The organism is Winogradskyella vincentii (assembly GCF_020166345.1).
Classification (GTDB): domain Bacteria; phylum Bacteroidota; class Bacteroidia; order Flavobacteriales; family Flavobacteriaceae; genus Winogradskyella; species Winogradskyella vincentii.
Genome location: NZ_JAIUJS010000003.1, coordinates 69646 through 90431, shown reverse-complemented (window position 1 = coordinate 90431; position 20786 = coordinate 69646). Strand labels below are relative to the sequence as shown.

General features: G+C 33.4%; 19 protein-coding genes and 1 other RNA gene. 13 read left to right on the top strand and 7 right to left on the bottom strand.

Going from position 1 to position 20786, the window contains the following annotated elements:
* Positions 1-46: 46 nt before the first annotated feature.
* Complete coding sequence (locus LBV24_RS06280; protein WP_224477747.1) at positions 47-850, bottom strand: SDR family oxidoreductase; 804 nt, start codon at positions 848-850, stop codon at positions 47-49.
* Positions 851-909: 59 nt separating this feature from the next.
* Positions 910-1008: signal recognition particle sRNA small type (ffs, locus tag LBV24_RS06275), an RNA gene on the bottom strand.
* A gap of 89 nt (positions 1009-1097) precedes the next feature.
* On the opposite strand from ffs, the gene LBV24_RS06270 reads away from it, so the two are divergent.
* The 5 genes from LBV24_RS06270 to LBV24_RS06250 all read left to right on the top strand — a co-directional run bounded on the left by LBV24_RS06270 (position 1098) and on the right by LBV24_RS06250 (position 5749).
* Positions 1098-2126 (top strand): glutaminyl-peptide cyclotransferase, encoded by a 1029-nt coding sequence (locus LBV24_RS06270; protein WP_224477746.1) that lies wholly within the window; start codon positions 1098-1100, stop codon positions 2124-2126.
* 32 nt (positions 2127-2158) lie between these two features.
* The gene (locus LBV24_RS06265; protein WP_224477745.1) at positions 2159-2845 is read left to right on the top strand and encodes a TylF/MycF/NovP-related O-methyltransferase; all 687 of its coding nucleotides are present in this window, start codon (positions 2159-2161) and stop codon (positions 2843-2845) included.
* Positions 2846-2850: 5 nt separating this feature from the next.
* On the top strand, positions 2851-3240 hold the full coding sequence (locus LBV24_RS06260) for an acyl-CoA thioesterase (protein WP_224477744.1): 390 nt from the start codon (positions 2851-2853) through the stop codon (positions 3238-3240).
* Positions 3241-3321: 81 nt separating this feature from the next.
* Complete coding sequence (locus tag LBV24_RS06255) at positions 3322-4089, top strand: carboxypeptidase-like regulatory domain-containing protein (RefSeq protein ID WP_224477743.1); 768 nt, start codon at positions 3322-3324, stop codon at positions 4087-4089.
* 85 nt (positions 4090-4174) lie between these two features.
* Positions 4175-5749: a hypothetical protein gene (locus tag LBV24_RS06250; RefSeq protein ID WP_224477742.1), complete on the top strand. Its 1575-nt coding sequence runs from the start codon at positions 4175-4177 to the stop codon at positions 5747-5749.
* Positions 5750-5818: 69 nt separating this feature from the next.
* Here LBV24_RS06250 and glyA read toward each other — a convergent pair whose 3' ends face one another.
* Positions 5819-7093 (bottom strand): serine hydroxymethyltransferase, encoded by a 1275-nt coding sequence (glyA, locus tag LBV24_RS06245; protein ID WP_224477741.1) that lies wholly within the window; start codon positions 7091-7093, stop codon positions 5819-5821.
* A gap of 112 nt (positions 7094-7205) precedes the next feature.
* Between glyA and fahA the strand changes: the two genes are divergently transcribed.
* On the top strand, positions 7206-8486 hold the full coding sequence (gene fahA / locus LBV24_RS06240) for a fumarylacetoacetase (protein WP_224477740.1): 1281 nt from the start codon (positions 7206-7208) through the stop codon (positions 8484-8486).
* 23 nt (positions 8487-8509) lie between these two features.
* On the opposite strand, the gene LBV24_RS06235 is transcribed toward fahA, so the two are convergent.
* Positions 8510-10195, bottom strand: a complete 1686-nt coding sequence (locus tag LBV24_RS06235) for an RluA family pseudouridine synthase (protein ID WP_224477739.1) — start codon at positions 10193-10195, stop codon at positions 8510-8512.
* Between the two features lie 103 nt (positions 10196-10298).
* Between LBV24_RS06235 and LBV24_RS06230 the strand changes: the two genes are divergently transcribed.
* Positions 10299-11480, top strand: coding sequence for a hypothetical protein (locus LBV24_RS06230; RefSeq protein WP_224477738.1), 1182 nt, complete (start codon positions 10299-10301; stop codon positions 11478-11480).
* A 38-nt stretch (positions 11481-11518) separates the two neighbouring features.
* Here LBV24_RS06230 and LBV24_RS06225 read toward each other — a convergent pair whose 3' ends face one another.
* From LBV24_RS06225 to ytxJ, 3 genes are all read right to left on the bottom strand, one after another.
* Complete coding sequence (locus LBV24_RS06225; protein ID WP_224477737.1) at positions 11519-12370, bottom strand: C-GCAxxG-C-C family protein; 852 nt, start codon at positions 12368-12370, stop codon at positions 11519-11521.
* Positions 12371-12496: 126 nt separating this feature from the next.
* Complete coding sequence (locus tag LBV24_RS06220) at positions 12497-13021, bottom strand: hypothetical protein (RefSeq protein WP_224477736.1); 525 nt, start codon at positions 13019-13021, stop codon at positions 12497-12499.
* A gap of 31 nt (positions 13022-13052) precedes the next feature.
* On the bottom strand, positions 13053-13421 hold the full coding sequence (gene ytxJ, locus LBV24_RS06215; RefSeq protein WP_224477735.1) for a bacillithiol system redox-active protein YtxJ: 369 nt from the start codon (positions 13419-13421) through the stop codon (positions 13053-13055).
* Between the two features lie 179 nt (positions 13422-13600).
* On the opposite strand from ytxJ, the gene clpB reads away from it, so the two are divergent.
* The 6 genes from clpB to LBV24_RS06185 all read left to right on the top strand — a co-directional run bounded on the left by clpB (position 13601) and on the right by LBV24_RS06185 (position 20786).
* Positions 13601-16207: an ATP-dependent chaperone ClpB gene (clpB, locus tag LBV24_RS06210; protein ID WP_224477734.1), complete on the top strand. Its 2607-nt coding sequence runs from the start codon at positions 13601-13603 to the stop codon at positions 16205-16207.
* 162 nt (positions 16208-16369) lie between these two features.
* The gene (locus LBV24_RS06205) at positions 16370-17239 is read left to right on the top strand and encodes a TraB/GumN family protein (RefSeq protein WP_224477733.1); all 870 of its coding nucleotides are present in this window, start codon (positions 16370-16372) and stop codon (positions 17237-17239) included.
* 293 nt (positions 17240-17532) lie between these two features.
* Positions 17533-18195 (top strand): deoxyribose-phosphate aldolase, encoded by a 663-nt coding sequence (deoC, locus tag LBV24_RS06200; protein ID WP_224477732.1) that lies wholly within the window; start codon positions 17533-17535, stop codon positions 18193-18195.
* A 29-nt stretch (positions 18196-18224) separates the two neighbouring features.
* Entirely contained in the window at positions 18225-18923 is a 699-nt protein-coding gene (deoD, locus tag LBV24_RS06195) for a purine-nucleoside phosphorylase (protein WP_224477731.1), read from the top strand.
* A 77-nt stretch (positions 18924-19000) separates the two neighbouring features.
* Positions 19001-19885, top strand: coding sequence for a histidine phosphatase family protein (locus tag LBV24_RS06190; RefSeq protein WP_224477730.1), 885 nt, complete (start codon positions 19001-19003; stop codon positions 19883-19885).
* Between the two features lie 154 nt (positions 19886-20039).
* A complete protein-coding gene (locus tag LBV24_RS06185) occupies positions 20040-20786 on the top strand; it encodes an SDR family NAD(P)-dependent oxidoreductase (protein ID WP_224477729.1) in 747 nt (248 codons plus the stop codon).

Genomic DNA, 20786 nt, shown 5'->3' with positions numbered 1-20786 from the left:
ATAGCTAATTTGAATATATTGTTATCAAACAGCATACCATTCTTAACTAAAGCTTGTAGTGATTCATTAATAACTTTTCATATACCTTATCTGGTAGAATTCTTTTCAACACAATTGAGAATTTTTGCATAAAAACCCCAACTTTATAATGAATCTTGGGTTTTGGTGTATTAATTATTTTTAGAATCGCTTCAGCCATTTCATTTGGGTCATTTCCTCCATCAACATGTTCATCCATCATTTTTAATGACGCTTCATACTGTTCTTTATAAGGGGAATTATCAATTACTGGAGCATGATATCTGCCTGCCGCAATATTTGTAGCAAAATCTCCAGGAGCAACATTTGTCATTTCTATATTAAATGGCTTTAACTCCATTCTAAAGCTCTCGGTAATTATTTCTAGAGCACCTTTACTTGCACTGTAAACACCTCGATATGGTAAACCCATATAACCTGCTATAGATGTAATATTTATAATTAGTCCTGATTTGTTTTTGCGCATACTCGGAAGTACAGCTTTTATAACATTAATTGGCCCAAAAAGATTTGTTTCAAAATTTCGCTTTATTTCATCTTCCGGAATTTCTTCTATGGGACCAGTTATACCTGCACCAGCATTGTTGATTAAAACATCAATTTTTGAAGTACGTGATAAAACTTCGTCAATACAATTAATGATTGATTGAGATTGGGTAACATCTAATGCGACTAACGGGAATTTACTTTCTTTATAATTTGAAGGATTTCTACTTGTGCCATAAACATCAAATCCTTTTTTAATTAGAAATTCTCCAATAGCTTTTCCTATTCCAGAAGACCCACCAGTTATCAATACTACTTTAGACATATGAGTTAAATAATAATGCTTCGAAAATACAAATTTATAGGAGACTTTATTGCACAAAAAAAGGGCAAGCTACCTACATCACACCGCTACGACCGCGTACCTTTGCTGCGTTCCCGCCCTGGAGGATTAAGCAGGAGCTGGTTGTGTAGGACTTGCCCGGTGGCAAAGATACAACCTTTTAATACTTTGGCAATGATTTTTAAACTGAATTTTTATTTAATAACTTGGCCAAAAATCACAGAGAATAATGCGTTTATTTAAATATATCACAGTCATTTGTTTAGGTCTATTACTTGTCAATTGCGGAGAAACGAATGCGTCAAAGCAAACTGGACTTTCCATAGACACAAATACAAAATCTATTACTTTAGGGGACCAATTGAATTTGACAATAAGCAATCCAAAAAAGAAAAATATAGAGTCGGTTTCATATAAGTTGAATGATATAGATATTAAACCTAACCATACTCTAAAATCTATATCATTAGGAAAAAACACAATTGAAGCAATTGTGAATTATGATGGTAATTCTGAGACTTTAACCAAACAAATAGAAATTAATAATAATAGACGACCTGATATCTATACATATGAAATTGTCAACACTTATCCTCACGAAATAACATCTTATACGCAAGGATTAGAATTTTACAAAGGAGAGCTTTATGAAAGTACTGGCCAACGAACTAAGTCTAAATTGAGAAAATTAAACTTTGAAACTGGTGAGGTTATAATGAATACAAATCTTGCTGACGCGTTTTTTGGTGAAGGACTTACCATTTTGAATGATAGCATATATCAACTCACCTGGCAAAGTAAAAGAGGTTTTATTTACGATGTCAATTCTTTTAACAGATTGGGAACATTTAATTATGGTCAAAGTGTTGAAGGTTGGGGCTTATGCAATGATGGTGCTCAATTGTATAAATCTGATGGTACAGAAAAGATATGGTTTTTAAATAAAGATAATCTAACAGAAAATGGCCATATTGAAGTATATACAGAAAAAGGTAAAATTCCGAGCCTTAATGAACTCGAGTGGATTGACGGTAAGATTTACGCTAATATCTATCAGCGAAATGGTGTGGTTATTATTAACCCTGAAAATGGTGCCGTAGAAGGAGTAATTGATTTTAAACCATTAAGGAAATTGGTCAAACAACACTCTGAACTAGATGTCTTAAATGGAATTGCTTTTAACCCAGACAGAAATACAATTTTTGTAACAGGTAAAAATTGGGACAAACTCTTTGAAGTGAGAATAAAGAAAAAATAACATTGAAACAATAATTCATTTAACTCTTATTTATGATTCAATTTTTAAAAAGGAATAAAAAACTAAACAAACTAATTAGTGTTCTTTCTCCAAAAAGTTTAGAAACTAGATTGCAATTAAGAGCGGCAGATGATACGTGCACCTATATTGAGAAGAACATGTTACATGTACATTCAAAAACTTCAAGAGATGCTGTTTTAAAAGTAGCAATGGACCATGTTTCGATAGATGGCCAATTTTTAGAATTTGGGGTGTTCTCTGGTAAGACAATAAATTTAATCGCTAGTAAGAACCCTAAAAGTAAAATATTTGGTTTTGACTCTTTTGAAGGTCTTCCAGAATCTTGGAGAGATGGCTATCTGCCCGGACATTTTAGCAAAAATGAAAAGTTACCTAAAGTGCGAAAGAATATTACTTTAATTAAAGGGTGGTTCACTGACACATTACCAAATTTTGTCATTAAGGAAAAAGCAAATATTGCCTTTCTTCATGTTGATTGTGATTTATACTCGTCAACAGTTACAATTTTCGAAAATCTAAATCCATTAATTTGTAGTGGTACAGTTATAGTCTTTGATGAATATTTCAACTATCCTGGGTGGAGACATGGTGAATTCCAAGCATTCAATGACTTTGTCTCAAGAAATAATATAAAATATGATTATTTAACCTATAATAGATACAATGAACAAGTGGCTGTCAAGATAATATCAAGATAACTCAATTGCAAATATTCGAAAAAACAATAACTGTCGCCCAAGAAGATTTAGATCAACTAAATCACGTAAACAATGTTCGTTATGTGCAATGGGTGCAAGATATAGCCGAAGCCCATTGGATGCTAAGAGCCCCAAAACAAATACTTGATAATTATTTTTGGGTATTGGTTAGGCATACAATTGATTATAAAAATCAAGCTGTTTTAGGTGATATCCTAAAACTGAAAACTTATGTACTCAATTCTGAAGGTGTAACTTCAGTTAGAATGGTAGAAATCTTTAATGCATCTACAAATAGACTTCTTGTAAAATCTGAAACAAAATGGTGCTTTATGGATAAAAAGACATATCGTCCAACGAGGATTTTAGCCGAAGTAGCCAACTTATTTGATTAACATTTATTTAGGTTAAAGTTTCATTAAGACTCCATCTCATCTAGAGTAAAAAACTTTTCTTTACTCATCAATCAAATTACAATGCAACGGATTCCTTTTACTATTCTTTTGCTTTTTTTCATTCAATCTTCAATTGCACAAACCCTTCGGGCAAAAGTGTACGATGCTACAACAACTGTAAAAGGTATAAAGGTCTACAATAAAACTCAAAATAGAATTACAGCTACGGATGATGAAGGAAATTTTTCATTAACAGCAAAAGTTGGTGACAGTATAGTTTTTGAATCTCTTTTTCATCATCCTAAAGCCATAGCAGTTTCAAGTCATCATTTTGGAAAAACTACAGTTTTTGAATTAAAAAAAATCATAAATGAATTAGACGAAGTTGAAATTGAATCAGAACCTGAACAACCTGTGTTTGTGTTAGAAACCTACAATAAAGAATTACAAGATTTAATTAAAGAAGATATAAAGCGTAATCCGCATTTATACGTGCCAGAAGAAGCCTACTACGGTGCCAATATTCTTGGTGTATTAAATCTAGTGGCCAAATTATTTAAAAGGAAAAACAGATACAAAGCTCCAATATATCAACCAATAACTTACCGCCAAATGGATTCGCTTTTTAATAATAGTGCACTTTTTAATGACAGACTTCTAAAAAATGAGATGAAAATTCCACCAGGTAAAACAAAACTTTTCTTTGATTTCTGTACAGCAACAGATATTAGTTCTGAACTGTTAAAAGAAAACAAACAAATGGAATTATTAGAATTATTAATCTCCAACAGTAAGACCTTTTTAAAAATCTTAGAAGAGTTTGAAAAAAAGAAATTAAAGAAAGACTGATAACAAGTGTAGATTTCTTTTAAAATCATAATAAATCATAACTTCAAAAGTTATATTTTTAACCAAACTTTATCAATTTTCATTTATGAAGCGATTGCTTTCATTTTTTCTATTTTTTAGCATTATAGTCTTTTGGAGTTCATGTAGAAACGATTTTGAATTTTCCCCAAGTACAGGGAACCTTGGGTTTGCAAAGGATACGGTTTATCTAGATACCGTATTTACTAATATCGGTTCAAGCACATACAATTTAAAGGTCTATAATCGCAGTGATGAAGATATTGTAATACCAACAATTCAATTAGAAAACGGTGTTAATTCCTTTTATAGAATGAATGTAGATGGGTCTACAGGATTAGAAGGGCAACAAGAAGGTAAGTTCTTTGAAGATGTAGAACTCCTAGCTAATGACAGTCTTTTCATCTTTATCGAAACGACAATAGATATTGAAACACTTACCGCCTCAGATATCCAGTTTTTATATACAGACAGAATCTTATTTGATTCAGGAAATAACCAACAAGATGTTGATTTAGTAACACTTGTAAAAGATGCAGTCTTTATTTACCCTAATAGGGATGAAACTTCGGGAATAATTGAGACTCTAACCTTCGATGTAGATGGTGATGGGAATCCTGATGAAACAACTTTACAAGGCAGGTTTTTAGAAGATGACGAACTTACTTTCACTAATGAAAAACCTTATGTTATTTATGGATATGCTGGCGTAGATGAGGGTGAAACTTTAACCATGGAAGCTGGTGCAAGAGTTCATTTTCATGCAGATTCAGGAATAATAGTAACTAATGGCGCATCACTAAACATAAATGGATCAATAAGCGCTGATCATGAAAATCCCGAAAATGAAGTAATACTAGAAGGTGACCGATTAGAACCTTTGTTTGAAGATGTACCTGGTCAATGGGGAACAATTTGGTTATTTAATGGTAGTGTAAATAATACTATAAATTATGCAACCATAAAAAACGCCACGATTGGACTTTTATCTGAAGGCAATCAAGATGAAATGGAAGATAAACTGACAATTACAAACTCACAGATATACAATTCTAGTGCCTTTGGGATATTAGGTAGAGCAACATCTATTTCTGGAGAAAATGTAATCATTAACAATTCAGGTCAGTCGTCATTCGCTGGGAGTTTAGGCGGAAAATATAATTTCACACATTGCACTATCGCCAACTATTGGAACAGTAGTTTTAGACAATTCCCTGCACTACTCTTAAATGATTATATAGAAGATGAAAATGGTGCAACTATTACCAATGACCTAACTGAGGCTAATTTTAATAATTGCATAGTTTACGGTAATGATAACCCTGAATTTTTCTTGGACAGTCGTGGGAGTGTATTTAACTTTAAATTCACTAATTGTTTATTGAGATTTGATAATGACAATCTAGCCAATACTGGTAACTATATGTTTGGAGACGCAAATTTTTATGAAGGGAATTCATTTAATATTGATCCCGATTTTAAAAATGGATTTGAAAATTTAATGCAGATCGGAGAAGATTCAGGAGCAAATGGTCTTGGTTCTACCCTATTTTCTGCCCTAGTACCAAATGATATTCTAGGTATTGTAAGAGGTGCCTCACCAGACGCAGGTGCTTTTGAAAGCATTCCATTCCAAGATTAAACAAACTAAGTATCAATAAAAAAAGCCTTTCATTTTATTGAACGGCTTTTTTCTTAGTCTATAAAATATTTACGCATTAAAAAGTGGTCTTCCACTCATAAGTTCATTTACTTTAACTGCCACACCTTCTAATACGGTCTCATTATCATAATTAGTAATTACCTCATCAATAAGATCTACAACATAGGCCATATCATTCTCTTTTAATCCTCTAGTCGTGATAGCTGGCGTACCCACTCTAATACCTGAAGTTACAAAAGGTGATTCTGTATCAAACGGTACCATATTCTTATTGACAGTAATATCTGCTTTTACCAGGGCATTCTCCGCATCTTTTCCTGTTATATTTTTATTTCTCAAGTCAATCAGCATCATATGATTATCAGTTCCACCAGAAATAAGATTATAATCTTTAGCTACAAATGCACGAGCCATGGCATCAGCATTTTTCTTTACCTGCAACATATAATGTAAAAAATCATCACTCAAAGCTTCACCAAATGCAATTGCTTTTGCTGCAATAACATGCTCTAAAGGACCTCCTTGATTTCCAGGGAATACTCCAGAATCTAATAAGCCCGACATTTTACGCAGTTTTCCACTTTTTAAAGTAATTCCAAATGGGTTATCAATATTCTCACCCATCATTATCATTCCACCACGTGGACCACGCAAAGTCTTATGAGTGGTTGTAGTAACAACATGGCAATGTGGCATGGGATCATTTAAGATACCTTTTGCAATAAGACCTGAAGGATGAGATATATCGGCCAATAAAACAGCACCTACATTATCTGCAACCTCTCTAAATTTTTCAAAATCAATATCTCTAGAATAAGCAGAAGCACCTGCAATAATTAATTTTGGTTGCTCCTTCTCAGCAACATCAGACAGCATATCATAATCTATATAACCTGTATCTTTATTTACACCATAAAAAGTTGGTCTATACAATCTCCCTGAAAAATTAACTGGTGAACCATGTGTTAAATGACCTCCATGGGACAAATCAAACCCTAAGATTGTATCACCTGGTTTAATACATGCATGAAACACTGCTGTGTTTGCCTGACTTCCTGAATGTGGTTGTACGTTTGCATAAGCGGCACCAAACAAAGTCTTTGCTCTTTCAATCGCAATTTGCTCTACCTCATCAACTATCTCACAACCACCATAATAACGTTTACCAGGATATCCTTCAGCATATTTATTGGTTAAAACTGAACCCGTTGCTTCCATGACTTGATCGCTAACAAAATTCTCAGAGGCTATAAGCTCTATTCCATCCGTTTGGCGTTCTCTTTCTGCTTGTATAAGTTCAAAAATTTGTTCGTCGCGTTGCATAAATTTTGTCTATATTTAAATGAAAATCAAAAATAGTAAAACATTAGTTTTAATATTAAAAATTATGTAGGTTTGAATAGAAATTAATGAACATTTAATCAACAATAGTATTATGCCATTATCAGCTAATAACCCAAATAGAAAATCTTGGTTGTACGTCAATAAATATTCTGATTTTCCGATTCAGAACATTCCTTTTGGTGTTTTCCTTACGAGGGAAGATATTATTACAATTGGAACACGGATTGGAGATACAGCCATAGACCTAGGTGCCATGCACCAATTGGGCTATTTTGATGGTATTCCATTAACTGATGACATCTTTCTGCAAGACTCGTTAAATGATTTTATAGCTGATGGGAGAAAGACCTGGCGAGCTGTTAGGAATAGAGTTGCTGAAGTATTTGATGCAAATAATGAAACGTTAAAAAACAATACTAAGCACAAAGAGATCATATGCTTTAGATTGGATGAAATTGAGATGCAACTTCCAATTCATGTTGGTGACTATACAGATTTTTATGCCAGTAAAGAACATGCTACAAATGTAGGATCAATGTTTAGGGATCCAGAAAATGCATTATTACCTAATTGGGTTCATATGCCTGTAGGTTACCATGGAAGAAGTTCTTCAATTATTTCTACTCATATTCCTATTAATAGACCTCAAGGGCAGACCTTACCCGAAGGCGCTGATAAACCTGTATTTGGTCCAAGTAAGTTGGTAGATTTTGAAGTTGAAATGGCATTTATAACAACTGATGCCAATGATTTAGGTGAATCAATTCCTGTTGAAGAAGCAGAAGAATACATTTTTGGATTAGTACTTTTAAATGATTGGTCTGCAAGAGATATACAGAAATGGGAATATGTTCCATTAGGTCCATTTTTAGGCAAGAATTTTGCGTCTTCAATGTCTCCATGGATTGTAACGCTTGATGCATTAGAACCATTTAGAGTAGAAAGCCCAAAACAAGATCCAAAACCATTACCATATCTTCAAACCAAAGGAAAGCATAGCTTTGATATACATTTAGAGGCTGGTATTGTTCCAAAAGGCGGAAAAGAAACTACGGTTTGTAAAACAAACTTTAAGCATATGTATTGGAATATGGCTCAGCAATTGGCACATCACACTATTAATGGCTGTCCAGTTAATGCAGGAGATTTAATGGGTAGTGGTACTATTTCTGGCCCAACAGAAGACTCTTATGGATCTATGCTAGAAATAACTTGGAAAGGTACAAAGCCGGTAAAAATGAAAAATGGGAGTGAGCGTAAGTTTATTAACGATTACGATACAGTTGTTATGAGAGGACACTGTGAAAATGGTGACATACGTATTGGATTTGGACAATTAAAAACACAACTATTGCCTGTTTTTAAGAAATAAGAATCACTACAGATAAGATTATATCAAAAAGATGGCTCACTGTTAAATGTGAGTCTTTTTTTTGTTACTGGATGCTCAAAACTCAACTGTTCTGCATGCAATTTCAACCTGTCAGATTTGTTGCCATATAAGTCATCACCTATTATTGGCATATTTAAACCATTGTGGTGAGCAGCATGTACTCTTAATTGATGTGTTCTTCCTGTAATGGGGTAAAAATATATTCTTGTTTTATCCTCCTCTACACTTAAAACTTCATATTTGGTTTTTGAAGGTTTACCATGAGTTTCGCAAACAAGCTGTCTTGGTCTGTTATTAAGATCTACACGTAACGGCAATTCTATTATGCCTTTATCTTTCTTAAGTTTACCGTTCAGCAAGGCAACATAACGTTTCCTAATTGTACGATCGATAAATTGTTTTTGAAGGTTTTTATGTGTTTTCTCATTTTTAGCAACAAGTAATAACCCAGAGGTTGACATATCTAGTCTATGAACAAGTAATGGACCTTTGGCATCAGGAATATATTCTTGAATTCTAGTAAGTACTGAGTCCTTTATTAATTTTCCCGGAACAGATAAAAACTCATGCGGTTTATCTACCAATAATAAATAGTCATCTTCATAAACTATTTTCAATTCAGCATCTGTATTGGATGGTTGCTCCATTGGATTTGGTGCCACCTTTAGACCTTCCATCATATGTCCCAAAATGGGTTCGCACTTTCCACGACATGATGGATAAAATTGTTTATGCCTCCTTACCTCTGACTTCGGAGAAGCTCCCCACCAAAACTCGGCCATAGCAATTGGCTTTAAGTTATTTTCATATGCAAATTGAAATAGCTTTGGCGCTACACATTCACCAGCACCTGCTGGTGGTTGATCCAATTGGGTTGATTTGAATATTGAAATCAAGCCTTCAGACTCACCGATATAATTTAAAAACTGATATTGTCGATGAATCTCTTTTTGTAAAGCTGCAGACTTTGCTTTACGCAATTTTTTCAGGCTGTTAATTTCTTCCTCTAGATAATCGACAACTTTGGTTTGTTCATCTATCTTTTGTTGCCATTCAGATTTTAAGTCTCTAAGTCTAAAGTGATAATATATACTCTGTTTCTTAAGGTCTTCTAACAAATAACTAAAATCGCTTTCTTTCAGTTGAACCTTTCCCTCTGCCCTTTCAATATCACGTTTCTTTTTTTCATTTTTCTGAAGGGCTTTAAATTCCTTTAATTCAGCTTCATAATGTGACTTAAGTTGATCCAGGCACTCTTTAGCGTTTATATATTCCGAAGTTGATTCTAATGATTCTATTTGTTTATTAATTTCATTTAGCTCGGCCTCACCGTTCTTATAAAACCCTGTTTTATCTAAAGTATCATAGATTGGTGGCACAAATCCTTTAATAAAGTTTTGTTCGGCCAATTTTCCTGAGAATCCAGCTAGATATCCAATGTCACGTTTAGAATCTTCAACTATCATAACACCAAACATTTTACCAATCTGCAATCCAGTTTTAGAAATGTCCAGTCCAAAGTTATGTTCAAAATCAGATTGGGCAATAAGATATCCTTGTATTTCTTCAGAAGCTACCATGCATAATGGATGTGGTTCGTAATAAAAAGGATAGGTGAATTCTTCAGGTAAATCCTGTATAGAAACCTTTTCTAAACTATGAATATAAGAGCCATCTGTTTTAAACATTTTGCAAATTTAAAGGATTGCCATACATCGAAAACATAAATCTACTTTAAAGTTTGGCATGATGATTGGATTTTTACTTATATAACCTTTAAAATACAAGATTATGAAACGATTTTTACTATTTACAGTCCTTGTTTCGGTACTCGTGTCTTGTAGTGCCAAAAAACAAATTGAAGAAGCGATAAGCCATGGTAATTATGACCATGCAATTTCAGAAGCTTTAAGAAAACTGGAGAACAACAAAGACAAAAAACGTAAGCAAGCTTATGTTACGATGTTAAAAGATGCCTATGATAAAGTTCTAGAAGAAGATTTGTTACATATTTCTCACTTAAAGAAAGATGGCAACCCTGAGTTATACAAATCAATTTATGAAGCATATGTTGATTTAGAAAATAGACAAAATGCCGTAAAGCGAATTATGCCATTAACCATTAATGGTAAGGTAATAACTTTTGAATTTAACGATTATAGTGATGCTTTGGTTGAATATAGATATAAAACTTCTGATCATTTAATGGACAAAGGTTTAGATCTTTTAGATACAGGAATAAAACGAAATGCTAGAGAGGCCTATGGGTTATTTGAATATGTTAATGACATCAATCCTAATTTTGAGAATGTTAGATCACTTATGAACGAAGCTCACCAAACTGGAATGAATTATGTACATGTTTCTATAGCAAATGAAACACATCAAATGATTCCACAAAGATTAGAAGCTGAACTTTTGGACTTTAACACCTATGGTATAAATCAATTTTGGACTACCTATCATGCTATTAAAGATGATTCTTTAGATTATGATTATGCGATGCAATTAAAGCTAAAGAGAATAAATGTATCGCCAGAAAGAATTAATGAGAGACAACTACTAAGAGAAAGAGCTGTTGTAGATGGTTGGGAATATCTTTTAGATGAAAATGGTAATGTTGCTAAGGATAGTTTGGGTAATGATATTAAAGTTGATAGAATCATTACTGCGAGAGCTAGATTTTTTGAAGTATTGCAAACCAAGTCCGCTCAAGTTATTGCAGATGTTGTCTATACAGATTTAAGACAAAATCAAATTGTTGATTCATTTACCCTAGATAGTGGTTTTATTTTTGAAAATGTATTCGGAAGATTTAGAGGCGACAAGAGAGCTCTTAATAGAGATGACAGAAACTTACTAAGACAAAGACAAGTTAGATTCCCAACAGATGAACAAATGGTTTATGATTCTGGTGAAGATTTAAAACAGAAACTAAAGCAAGTCATAAACTCCTATAGAATTGAAAGTTAAATTTAAAACCTCCCAAAATTGGGAGGTTTTTTATATGTCTAAGATTTACCTAAAGTCTCAATTAATGTCTTACAACCACCTTGTCTAGTATATTCAAAATGATCACTATAATTCTTAAATTCTTTACCTGTTATTTTTTTGCAATTCAATTCTCCATCTGTAGTTTCATTAAATGAATTTAAAATCCTATTCGCCATCTTATTATTAAAATAAGGTGGCAGTTTTTGTGGGTTTTCTCGACACCATTGTAATGTTTTCATCCAAATTGCTGCACTCAATGCTCCACAAGCATTTCCGCTTAGACCAAGCCCACCTGCAAATCCAGCCACCATGAGAGCTTCTTCATCAGTTCCACCCATTTTTTTAACAACTTCAGATGCACAGCTATAAGGTTTTTCAACGGTTTTAATAGTTTTAAGTTCCAATCCTTCATTTGCAGATTTTATGGCTTCCGGAGCCCATTCTTCAGCAAGATTAAAGCACTTATTATTATCCATGCCAACAATAAGACTTGTGACCATCAATCTAGCTATTCCGATAAAATTACTAATACTGTAACCTAAAATCTCCTTACAATTGACTGAACCCGATCTTTTTTCAAAAGATTCAATTATATGCTGAGCTGCTGTAATAGCAACAGCTAATGCCTTGTCTTTATCCTTGTGATTCCTATAGGCCTCTGCACCAGTTGCCAAAATAGCTCCCCATATCATTCCACATTGATGACCCTTATTTAAAATACCTCCAGCTAGTGGATTAAGAGCTTTTTCAGCTAACTCATTTGGGTTATCAAATTCACGGTTTAGAATATGTGCAAATGTATTTGAACAAGCACCACATTTTTTAAATGTTTCTTTTGCGTTTAGATTGTTTGTTGCAGATGACTCCATAAGATTTAAATTTCTTCAAAGTCTGATAAGGTATTAATTAGCAGTGACTTATAAACTGATATTAATCAATAAGATATTATTCTAAGTATATTACATGATTGAATAAGTTCATGCTTGACGAGTTTTCTATTCAGTTAGAAAATACTCAACGTTAAGTAATTCAATTGATTCAATTATACCTAAGTCTAATGAACTCTGCTGATCATATGTTAATATACAACTTGAATCTTCACCTATTTGATAACAAGGCATAGAAGCATTATTTGAAAAGCTTCCTGATGATTCTAATCCATCAGTATTAATTGTTAAAATCGGAACTCCATTAACTGCATAAGCATTTGGATTGTTCAACATAATTTCAAACTGTAATCTTGATGTATTGTTCCCCGTATCTGGCGTGAAAGTGAAACTTAAAACTTCATATGAGAAATTTTCTAGAGTTGGAGGCTCTATCAATTCTGGCTCAGTTGGTTCAGGGAAATCACATGGCACTTCTTGAGATATATTATAACTGTAAGTTTGATTATTAACTATATAATACTGAGGAATTGTTATCGTTTTCATGCAATCACCATCGTCATCTTCGGCTGGACAACCTAAAAATAATGTTGTTATTAATAACAAAGGAATGTAGTTCTTAATTTTAATCATAGAATTATAAAGTAATTAGAATTTAAGTAAGCTATTTTAAATCCATGTCGTTAATTGCACCATGCGAGGCATGTGTTGTAACAATACCATTCTTTATAATTAGAAGTTGCGGTGACTGGTGCATTACCTGAAATTTATAACCAACTTCATTAGACACATCCCTGTAACTCAATAAATCTAAATAATACAGATCTGCTTCTGTTTCTAAATCATATGATGCTATGAATTGGTTCATAACCATTCTACTTATACCACAACGTGTTGAATGCTTAAAAATTAACTGAGTTTTCCCCTTAGACTTTTCAGCAATCTCTTGTAATTGATCCAAGCTTGTTAAGGGTATCCACGGTAAAACTTTTTCTTCTTTAGGCTCTGAAGAACCGAATAGTTTTTTAAACATAATTAAATTTTAAAGTGTGGTCGTAATTCAAAAAATTAGCTTACAAGTTTGACAAAACGTCATCTTACACCACATAAAACCCGACATTTTGTCGTTTTTTTCCTACCGATTTGAGTTGGTAAGATTATTGAATAAATATAGGCAAACACAACAAAAAAAAATTGATTAATACATAAAAGATGAATTTTAACAACTATACAATTAAATCGCAAGAAGCCATTCAGCAAGCGCAACAGCTTGCCCAAGGCTTTGGTCATCAACAAATAGAAAACGAGCATATTTTCAAAGCTCTATTTAATGTTGATGAAAACGTTTTACCATTTATATTAAAAAAGCTTAACGTTAACGTTGGTCTGTTACAACAGGTTTTAGATAAAGAGTTACAAAGCTTTTCAAAAGTCTCTGGTGGAGACATCATGTTATCTAGAGATGCTGGCAAGGCATTAAATGAGGCTTCAATCATAGCTAAGAAAATGAAAGATGATTTTGTCTCTATTGAGCATTTGGTTTTGGCTATTTTTAAGTCTAAAAGCAAGATATCACAGATGCTAAAAGATCAAGGTGTTACCGAAAAAGGTCTTCAATCTGCAATTGATGAATTAAGAAAAGGCGAAAGAGTAACATCCCAAAGTCAAGAAGAAACCTATAATTCTCTTAGCAAGTACGCAAAAAATTTAAATCAACTAGCAAGAGATGGAAAACTAGATCCAGTAATTGGTCGTGACGAAGAGATAAGAAGAATTTTACAGATCCTATCACGTAGAACCAAAAACAATCCAATATTAGTAGGTGAACCAGGTACTGGTAAAACAGCTATTGCTGAAGGTCTGGCACATCGTATAATTGATGGCGATATACCTGAAAACTTAAAGGATAAACAAATTTTCGCCTTAGATATGGGAGCGTTAATTGCCGGTGCTAAGTTTAAAGGTGAGTTTGAGGAACGTCTTAAAGCAGTCATAAAAGAAGTAACCACAAGTGATGGTGATATCGTTCTTTTTATTGACGAAATTCACACCTTAGTGGGTGCAGGTGGCGGACAGGGTGCCATGGATGCGGCAAACATCTTAAAACCAGCATTAGCACGTGGTGAATTGCGTGCTATTGGTGCAACTACCTTAGATGAATACCAAAAGTATTTTGAGCAAGACAAGGCCTTAGAACGTCGTTTCCAGAAGGTTAATGTTGACGAACCAGATACGGAAAGTGCTATTTCAATTCTTCGAGGCATAAAAGAGAAGTATGAAACACATCATAAGGTTAGAATAAAGGATGAAGCAATTATTGGGGCTGTGGAATTATCAAATAGATACATTACCAATCGATTCTTACCAGACAAGGCCATTGACTTAATGGACGAAGCCGCTTCAAAACTTCGAATGGAAATCAATTCTAAGCCTGAAGAGCTAGATGTTCTCGATCGTAAAATAATGCAATTGGAAATTGAGCATGAAGCTATAAAACGTGAAAAAGATGAGGTTAAACTAAAATCTTTAAAATCAGAATTAGCAAACCTTAAAGAAGAACGGAATGAACTCAATGCAAAATGGAAAAGTGAAAAGGAAACTGTAGAGAACGTTCAGAATATAAAATTAGAAATAGAAAACTATAAGCTAGAAGCAGAACGTGCAGAGCGAGAGGGTGATTATGGAAAAGTGGCTGAAATCCGTTATGGAAAAATTAAAGAAGCGACTGAAAAATTAGAATCATTCCAAAAGCAATTGGCTGAACAACAAGAAACAGCGCTGATTAAAGAAGAGGTAACCTATGAGGATATTGCTGATGTTGTTGCCAAGTGGACAGGGATTCCAGTCACAAAAATGATACAAAGTGAGCGTGAAAAACTTCTTAAGCTTGAAGATGAGTTACATAAGCGTGTTGTTGGTCAAGAGGAAGCAATTGAAGCCGTAAGTGACGCTGTAAGACGATCTAGAGCGGGATTACAAAATCCGCAAAAACCAATTGGTACATTCTTGTTTTTGGGAACAACTGGTGTTGGTAAAACAGAATTGGCAAAAGCGCTAGCTGAATATCTTTTTGATGATGAAAATGCGATGACACGTATTGATATGAGCGAATACCAAGAGCGTCATGCCGTGAGTAGACTTGTAGGAGCGCCTCCTGGATATGTTGGTTATGACGAAGGCGGTCAATTAACGGAAGCTGTTAGACGTAAGCCATATTCTGTAGTGTTGCTGGATGAGATTGAAAAAGCACATCCAGATACCTTTAATATTCTCTTACAGGTATTAGATGAAGGAAGACTAACCGATAATAAAGGACGAGTTGCAGATTTTAAAAACACAATTATTATAATGACCTCAAATATGGGAAGCCATATTATTCAAGAACGTTTTGATGCAACAAAAGACATTCAAAGTGCAATTGAAAGTGCCAAAGTTGATGTTCTTGGTCTTTTGAAGCAATCTGTGAGACCAGAGTTTCTCAATAGAATCGATGATACCATAATGTTTACACCATTATCAAAGGAGAATATACTAGACATAGTTGGGCTTCAACTTAAAAGTGTAACGAAAATGATTGCTGAACAAGGCATAACCTTTGATGCAACTCCAGAGGCAAAAGCCTATCTAGCAGAAAAAGGCTACAACCCAGAATATGGTGCCAGACCTGTAAAACGAGTTATTCAGAAAGAAGTCTTAAATCAACTCAGTAAAGAAATTCTATCGGGAAGAGTAACTACAGAGAGTATTATTCTACTTGATGCTTTTGATGATAAGTTGGTATTTAGAAATCAAGGTGATTTAGTTATTGAAGAATTATAACAATGCCTGTAACAATCTAGGATTAAAACAGTCTTTATATTGATTGGTTGGTTAAAGCAACACCTAATTCAAGTCGATTCGCTATCGATAGAAAAGGTGTTGCTTACCTTTTTGTAACTTTCTTGCGATATTTGTTACTTATACGTCAAACTAAAAAATTCTATGAAATATTTATTATCGCTCTTAGTCATAGCAATTACTGCAACAACATCATTATCAGCTCAAAAATTAGAAAATTCGACGCTCTGGAAGATTGAGGGAAATGGATTAAATAAAGCTTCGTACCTCTTTGGAACAATTCACATTACTTGTGATGCAACATTAGAAAATGATGTTGTAAAAGCTCTAGATGAAACAAAACAAATAGTTTTAGAAATTGATATGGATGATCCAGATATGCAAGTTAAAATGATGAAGGGTATGTATATGAAGGATGGAAAAACTCTGAAGAGTATGGTTAATGATGAGGATTACCAAGCAATTGACTCCCTGTTTATTAATAACATGGGAATGTCTGTAAAAATGTTGGAAAACGTAAAACCGTTTTTCTTAACCTCCATGCTATATCCGAAGTTTATAGATTGTCCAATGGAATCTTTTGAGGCCGAATTGATGAAGGTTGCTAAAGAACAAAATGAGGAAATTTTTGGATTAGAATCTATTGAAGATCAAATTAATGTGTTTGAAGTCATACCATATGAAGACCAAGTAAAAGATTTGATAAGAACAGCAAAAGACAATATGGCTTATGACAAGGCAAATTTTGCTAAACTACTTTCAATCTATAAAGATGAAAACATAACTGCCATGCTTGATATTTTGAATGATGACAACTATTCTAGCGTAGCAGAATATCAGGATGAATTATTAGATAATCGTAACATAAACTGGATTCCAAAAATTAAGGAACATGCTGAAAAGCAGGCAACATTTTTTGGAGTAGGCGCTGGTCATTTAGCAGGAGAAAATGGTGTAATAAATCTTTTAAGACAAGCTGGTTATACCGTAACAGCAGTTAGAGATTCTGAGTAAAATTAAAAAACTCAATTGTTGAGAGTCTATTTTTTGACTCTTTCTTTTATTAATTTACTCATAAAACACAACTATCTGTTTTTCAATACTTTATTTATCGTAATTTCATGTTTTCGATGAAATGCACAAATTTTTGTAAGATTTAACAGTCGTTTTAACGGATAAATTACTACTTTTATCGAGCTATTTAATTCCACAATACTTAAGACTCCCTTAATTAAGTTTGGTAAATCCCTCTAACCTTAGAGAGAATTACTATGGCATTTTTTATGAAACCCCTACAAATAAATTAAATGGAATTAAACAAATTTATAGACCACACCCTATTGAGTGCATCTGCTACTGAAGCTGAAATTTTAAATCTATGCGAAGAAGCACTTAAATATAAATTTTATTCAGTATGTGTAAATGGTAATTATGTAACCTTTGCCAGACAGGCATTAGGAAGTTCTGATGTTAAAGTATGTACGGTTGTCGGATTTCCTTTAGGTGCAATGTCTACAGATGCCAAAGTTTTTGAAGCTAAAAATGCTATTGAACATGGTGCTTCAGAAATTGACATGGTTATTAATATTGGTCGTTTGAAAAGTAAAAACTATGTTGAAGTTCTTAAAGATATTAGTGCTGTTAAACGAGCCATTGGTCATATTCCATTAAAGGTCATATTAGAGATAAGTGAACTTTCAAAAAATGAAATAGTCAAAGCATGCGAAATTTGTATTGATGCCAAGGCTGATTTTGTAAAAACATCCACAGGTTTTTCTTCTAGTGGTGCAACACTCACCGCGGTAAAAATTATGCGAAAAACTGTAAAAGATCAATTAAAAATTAAAGCTTCAGGTGGTATTAGAGACGCAGAAACTGCTTTAAAATATATTGAGGTTGGTGTAGATAGGATTGGTGCATCATCTGGTGTAGCAATGATGACAAATCAAACTTCAGTTTTAGAGTATTAATTTATCCGTACTTTGATTACCTTTACAATATGAGTGTACATATTGGCGCCAAAAAAGGCGATATCGCAGAAACTATTTTATTACCTGGAGATCCATTACGAGCTAAATGGATAGCAGAGACATTTTTTGAAAATCCTGTTTGCTTTAATGAAGTTAGAGGCATGCTGGGCTATACAGGTACATATAAGGGCAAAAAAGTATCTGCCATGGGTACAGGAATGGGAGTTCCAAGTATTTCAATTTATGCAAACGAATTAATTACTGAATTTGGAGTAAAAAACTTGATACGTGTAGGAAGTGCAGGTTCATATCAAAAAGATGTAAAAATTTATGATGTTGTATTAGCTATGGCAGCGTCTTCCACTTCTGGAGTTAATGAATTACGATTTGGTGGAGCGGATTATGCACCTACTGCAGACTTCGGATTGTTTATTAAAGCCGTAGAAACAGCTAGATCAAAAGATATTCCAATTAAAGCAGGTAATGTTTTATCTTCTGATGAATTCTATGAAGATGATATTGAGTCCTATAAAAAGTGGTCTAAATTTGGTGTATTGTGCGTTGAAATGGAAGCTGCAGGTTTATATACCGTAGCTGCTAAACATAATGTAAACGCATTGGCCATCTTAACGATTTCAGATTCTTTAGTTACTGGTGAGCGTACAACAAGCAAAGAGCGGGAAACCACTTTTAAAAGTATGATCGAAATTGCTTTAGAGTTGGCTTAGAATTATTTAACATACTTTTTCAATAATCACTTCTATTCTGATTTATATTTGGGTAAAACAACTAAATTACTCAACAGATGAAATCTTTTCTTACTGCATTATTATTAATGCTATCCATTTCAATTTATGCTCAAAATACCTCTGATAAAACGCAGATTGAAACTACACTAAATAACTACATTGATGCATTTTATAAAGGTGATACCACCAAACTAAAACTTGCAATTAAACCTCGTTTAAACAAGTTTGGATATTGGAAAAATAAGGAGTCTGGTAATTATGAATATTATGCTCATATGAGCTATGAAAAAGCGATGGAGTTTGTGCAGAAAATGAAAGATGAAGGAAAAACTAGAGATGAAAATAAAATAAGAAATGTAGAGGTTTTAGATATTGGCAACCATGTTGCATCTGCAAAAGTTACTGCTGCTTGGGGAATTGATTATGTACAGTTATCCAAAGACAATGGTCAATGGATGATTGAACAGGTAATATGGGAGGGTCCATATGAAAAAGCAATCACACAAAAAATATCAACTTACTACCTAATTCGTCATGCAGAAAAAGATCAATCTGATAAATCAAATAGGAATCCACATCTAAAAGAAAAAGGAATAGAACGTGCTAAAAATTGGTCAAACATTTTAAAGGATGTAAAATTTGACGCCGTTTATTCAACAGATTACCATAGAACAAAAGAGACGGCAATGCCAACGGCTAATGCTAATAATTTAGAACTCAAATTTTACGATCCTCGGAATATGAATATTGAGAACTTTAGGAAAGACACAAACGGCAAAACAGTACTAATTGTTGGACATAGTAACACCACACCTATGTTTACAAATGGTCTGATCGGTGAAAAGAAATATAAAATGATAGATGAGAGTAATAATGCCAATCTTTATATTGTAACTATTTCAAAAGACTCTAAAACCTCAACACTTTTGAAGGTTGATTAGTAAATAAACCCGATGAAACTACCTAATTATCATAATTTTAGTCCTTTAAAATAGTTTAATCGAATATAGAGTACTTCTATGGAAAAAAAGTTAATTTTTCAATTTAAATACCTAGATTTGATTTCTAAATTTACTGAGACTAGCTTATACATTTATGAAGACTATTATGTTACTGGGTGGCACCAAAGGTGTCGGAAATGAAATTCTGAAATCTTGCTTGAAGAAAGGTTATAATGTTGCGTTTTGCGGTAGAGATGAAAATTTAGGCAATCAAATTATTGAGTCCTCAGAATGTAAAGACAATTTATACTTCCATAAAATAGATCTTAACTCAATTAATGGCATTGAAGATTATTACAATCAAACAATCGAAAGATTTAAGAAAATTGATGCATTGATTATATATGCTGGTATTACTCCTGTTGCTTCCATAATTGACACTGAAGAGGAGGTTTACGATAAGATTTTTAATGTAAATCTAAAAGCACCATATTTTTTACTTAAACATGTCCTAAAATCTATGATGGCCAATAAATCTGGCTCCATTGTATTTTTTGGATCTGCGCACATGGATTATGGCCAAGAAGATAGAGCTCCTTATGCCCTTACCAAGAGCACCTTATATACGCTTTCAAATCACATAGCGCATCATTATGCTAAATATGGAGTTAGATCTAATTATTTGGTAATGGGATGGACAAATACAGAAGGAGAGATTCAATTAAGGGCAAAGGAAGGTGTTAGTGAGAACGAACTTAAAAACAAAGCCAAGGATATTATTCCTATGGGAAGAATGTTAAGTCCATTTGACCCAGTACCGGCAGTAATGCATTTTATATCTGATGATTCTGCAATGACAACTGGTTCCTTAATTAGAGTTACAGGAGGAGAATATATATAG

Excerpts from the sequence above, each read along its gene's own strand:
- LBV24_RS06280 (WP_224477747.1), bottom strand. The coding sequence starts at position 850 with ATGTCTAAAGTAGTATTGATAACTGGTGGGTCTTCTGGAATAGGAAAA.
- LBV24_RS06270 (WP_224477746.1), top strand. The coding sequence starts at position 1,098 with ATGCGTTTATTTAAATATATCACAGTCATTTGTTTAGGTCTATTACTT.
- LBV24_RS06265 (WP_224477745.1), top strand. The coding sequence starts at position 2,159 with ATGATTCAATTTTTAAAAAGGAATAAAAAACTAAACAAACTAATTAGT.
- LBV24_RS06255 (WP_224477743.1), top strand. The coding sequence starts at position 3,322 with ATGCAACGGATTCCTTTTACTATTCTTTTGCTTTTTTTCATTCAATCT.
- LBV24_RS06250 (WP_224477742.1), top strand. The coding sequence starts at position 4,175 with ATGAAGCGATTGCTTTCATTTTTTCTATTTTTTAGCATTATAGTCTTT.
- glyA (WP_224477741.1), bottom strand. The coding sequence starts at position 7,093 with ATGCAACGCGACGAACAAATTTTTGAACTTATACAAGCAGAAAGAGAA.
- fahA (WP_224477740.1), top strand. The coding sequence starts at position 7,206 with ATGCCATTATCAGCTAATAACCCAAATAGAAAATCTTGGTTGTACGTC.
- LBV24_RS06235 (WP_224477739.1), bottom strand. The coding sequence starts at position 10,195 with ATGTTTAAAACAGATGGCTCTTATATTCATAGTTTAGAAAAGGTTTCT.
- LBV24_RS06230 (WP_224477738.1), top strand. The coding sequence starts at position 10,299 with ATGAAACGATTTTTACTATTTACAGTCCTTGTTTCGGTACTCGTGTCT.
- LBV24_RS06225 (WP_224477737.1), bottom strand. The coding sequence starts at position 12,370 with ATGGAGTCATCTGCAACAAACAATCTAAACGCAAAAGAAACATTTAAA.
- LBV24_RS06220 (WP_224477736.1), bottom strand. The coding sequence starts at position 13,021 with ATGATTAAAATTAAGAACTACATTCCTTTGTTATTAATAACAACATTA.
- ytxJ (WP_224477735.1), bottom strand. The coding sequence starts at position 13,421 with ATGTTTAAAAAACTATTCGGTTCTTCAGAGCCTAAAGAAGAAAAAGTT.
- clpB (WP_224477734.1), top strand. The coding sequence starts at position 13,601 with ATGAATTTTAACAACTATACAATTAAATCGCAAGAAGCCATTCAGCAA.
- LBV24_RS06205 (WP_224477733.1), top strand. The coding sequence starts at position 16,370 with ATGAAATATTTATTATCGCTCTTAGTCATAGCAATTACTGCAACAACA.
- deoC (WP_224477732.1), top strand. The coding sequence starts at position 17,533 with ATGGAATTAAACAAATTTATAGACCACACCCTATTGAGTGCATCTGCT.
- deoD (WP_224477731.1), top strand. The coding sequence starts at position 18,225 with ATGAGTGTACATATTGGCGCCAAAAAAGGCGATATCGCAGAAACTATT.
- LBV24_RS06190 (WP_224477730.1), top strand. The coding sequence starts at position 19,001 with ATGAAATCTTTTCTTACTGCATTATTATTAATGCTATCCATTTCAATT.
- LBV24_RS06185 (WP_224477729.1), top strand. The coding sequence starts at position 20,040 with ATGAAGACTATTATGTTACTGGGTGGCACCAAAGGTGTCGGAAATGAA.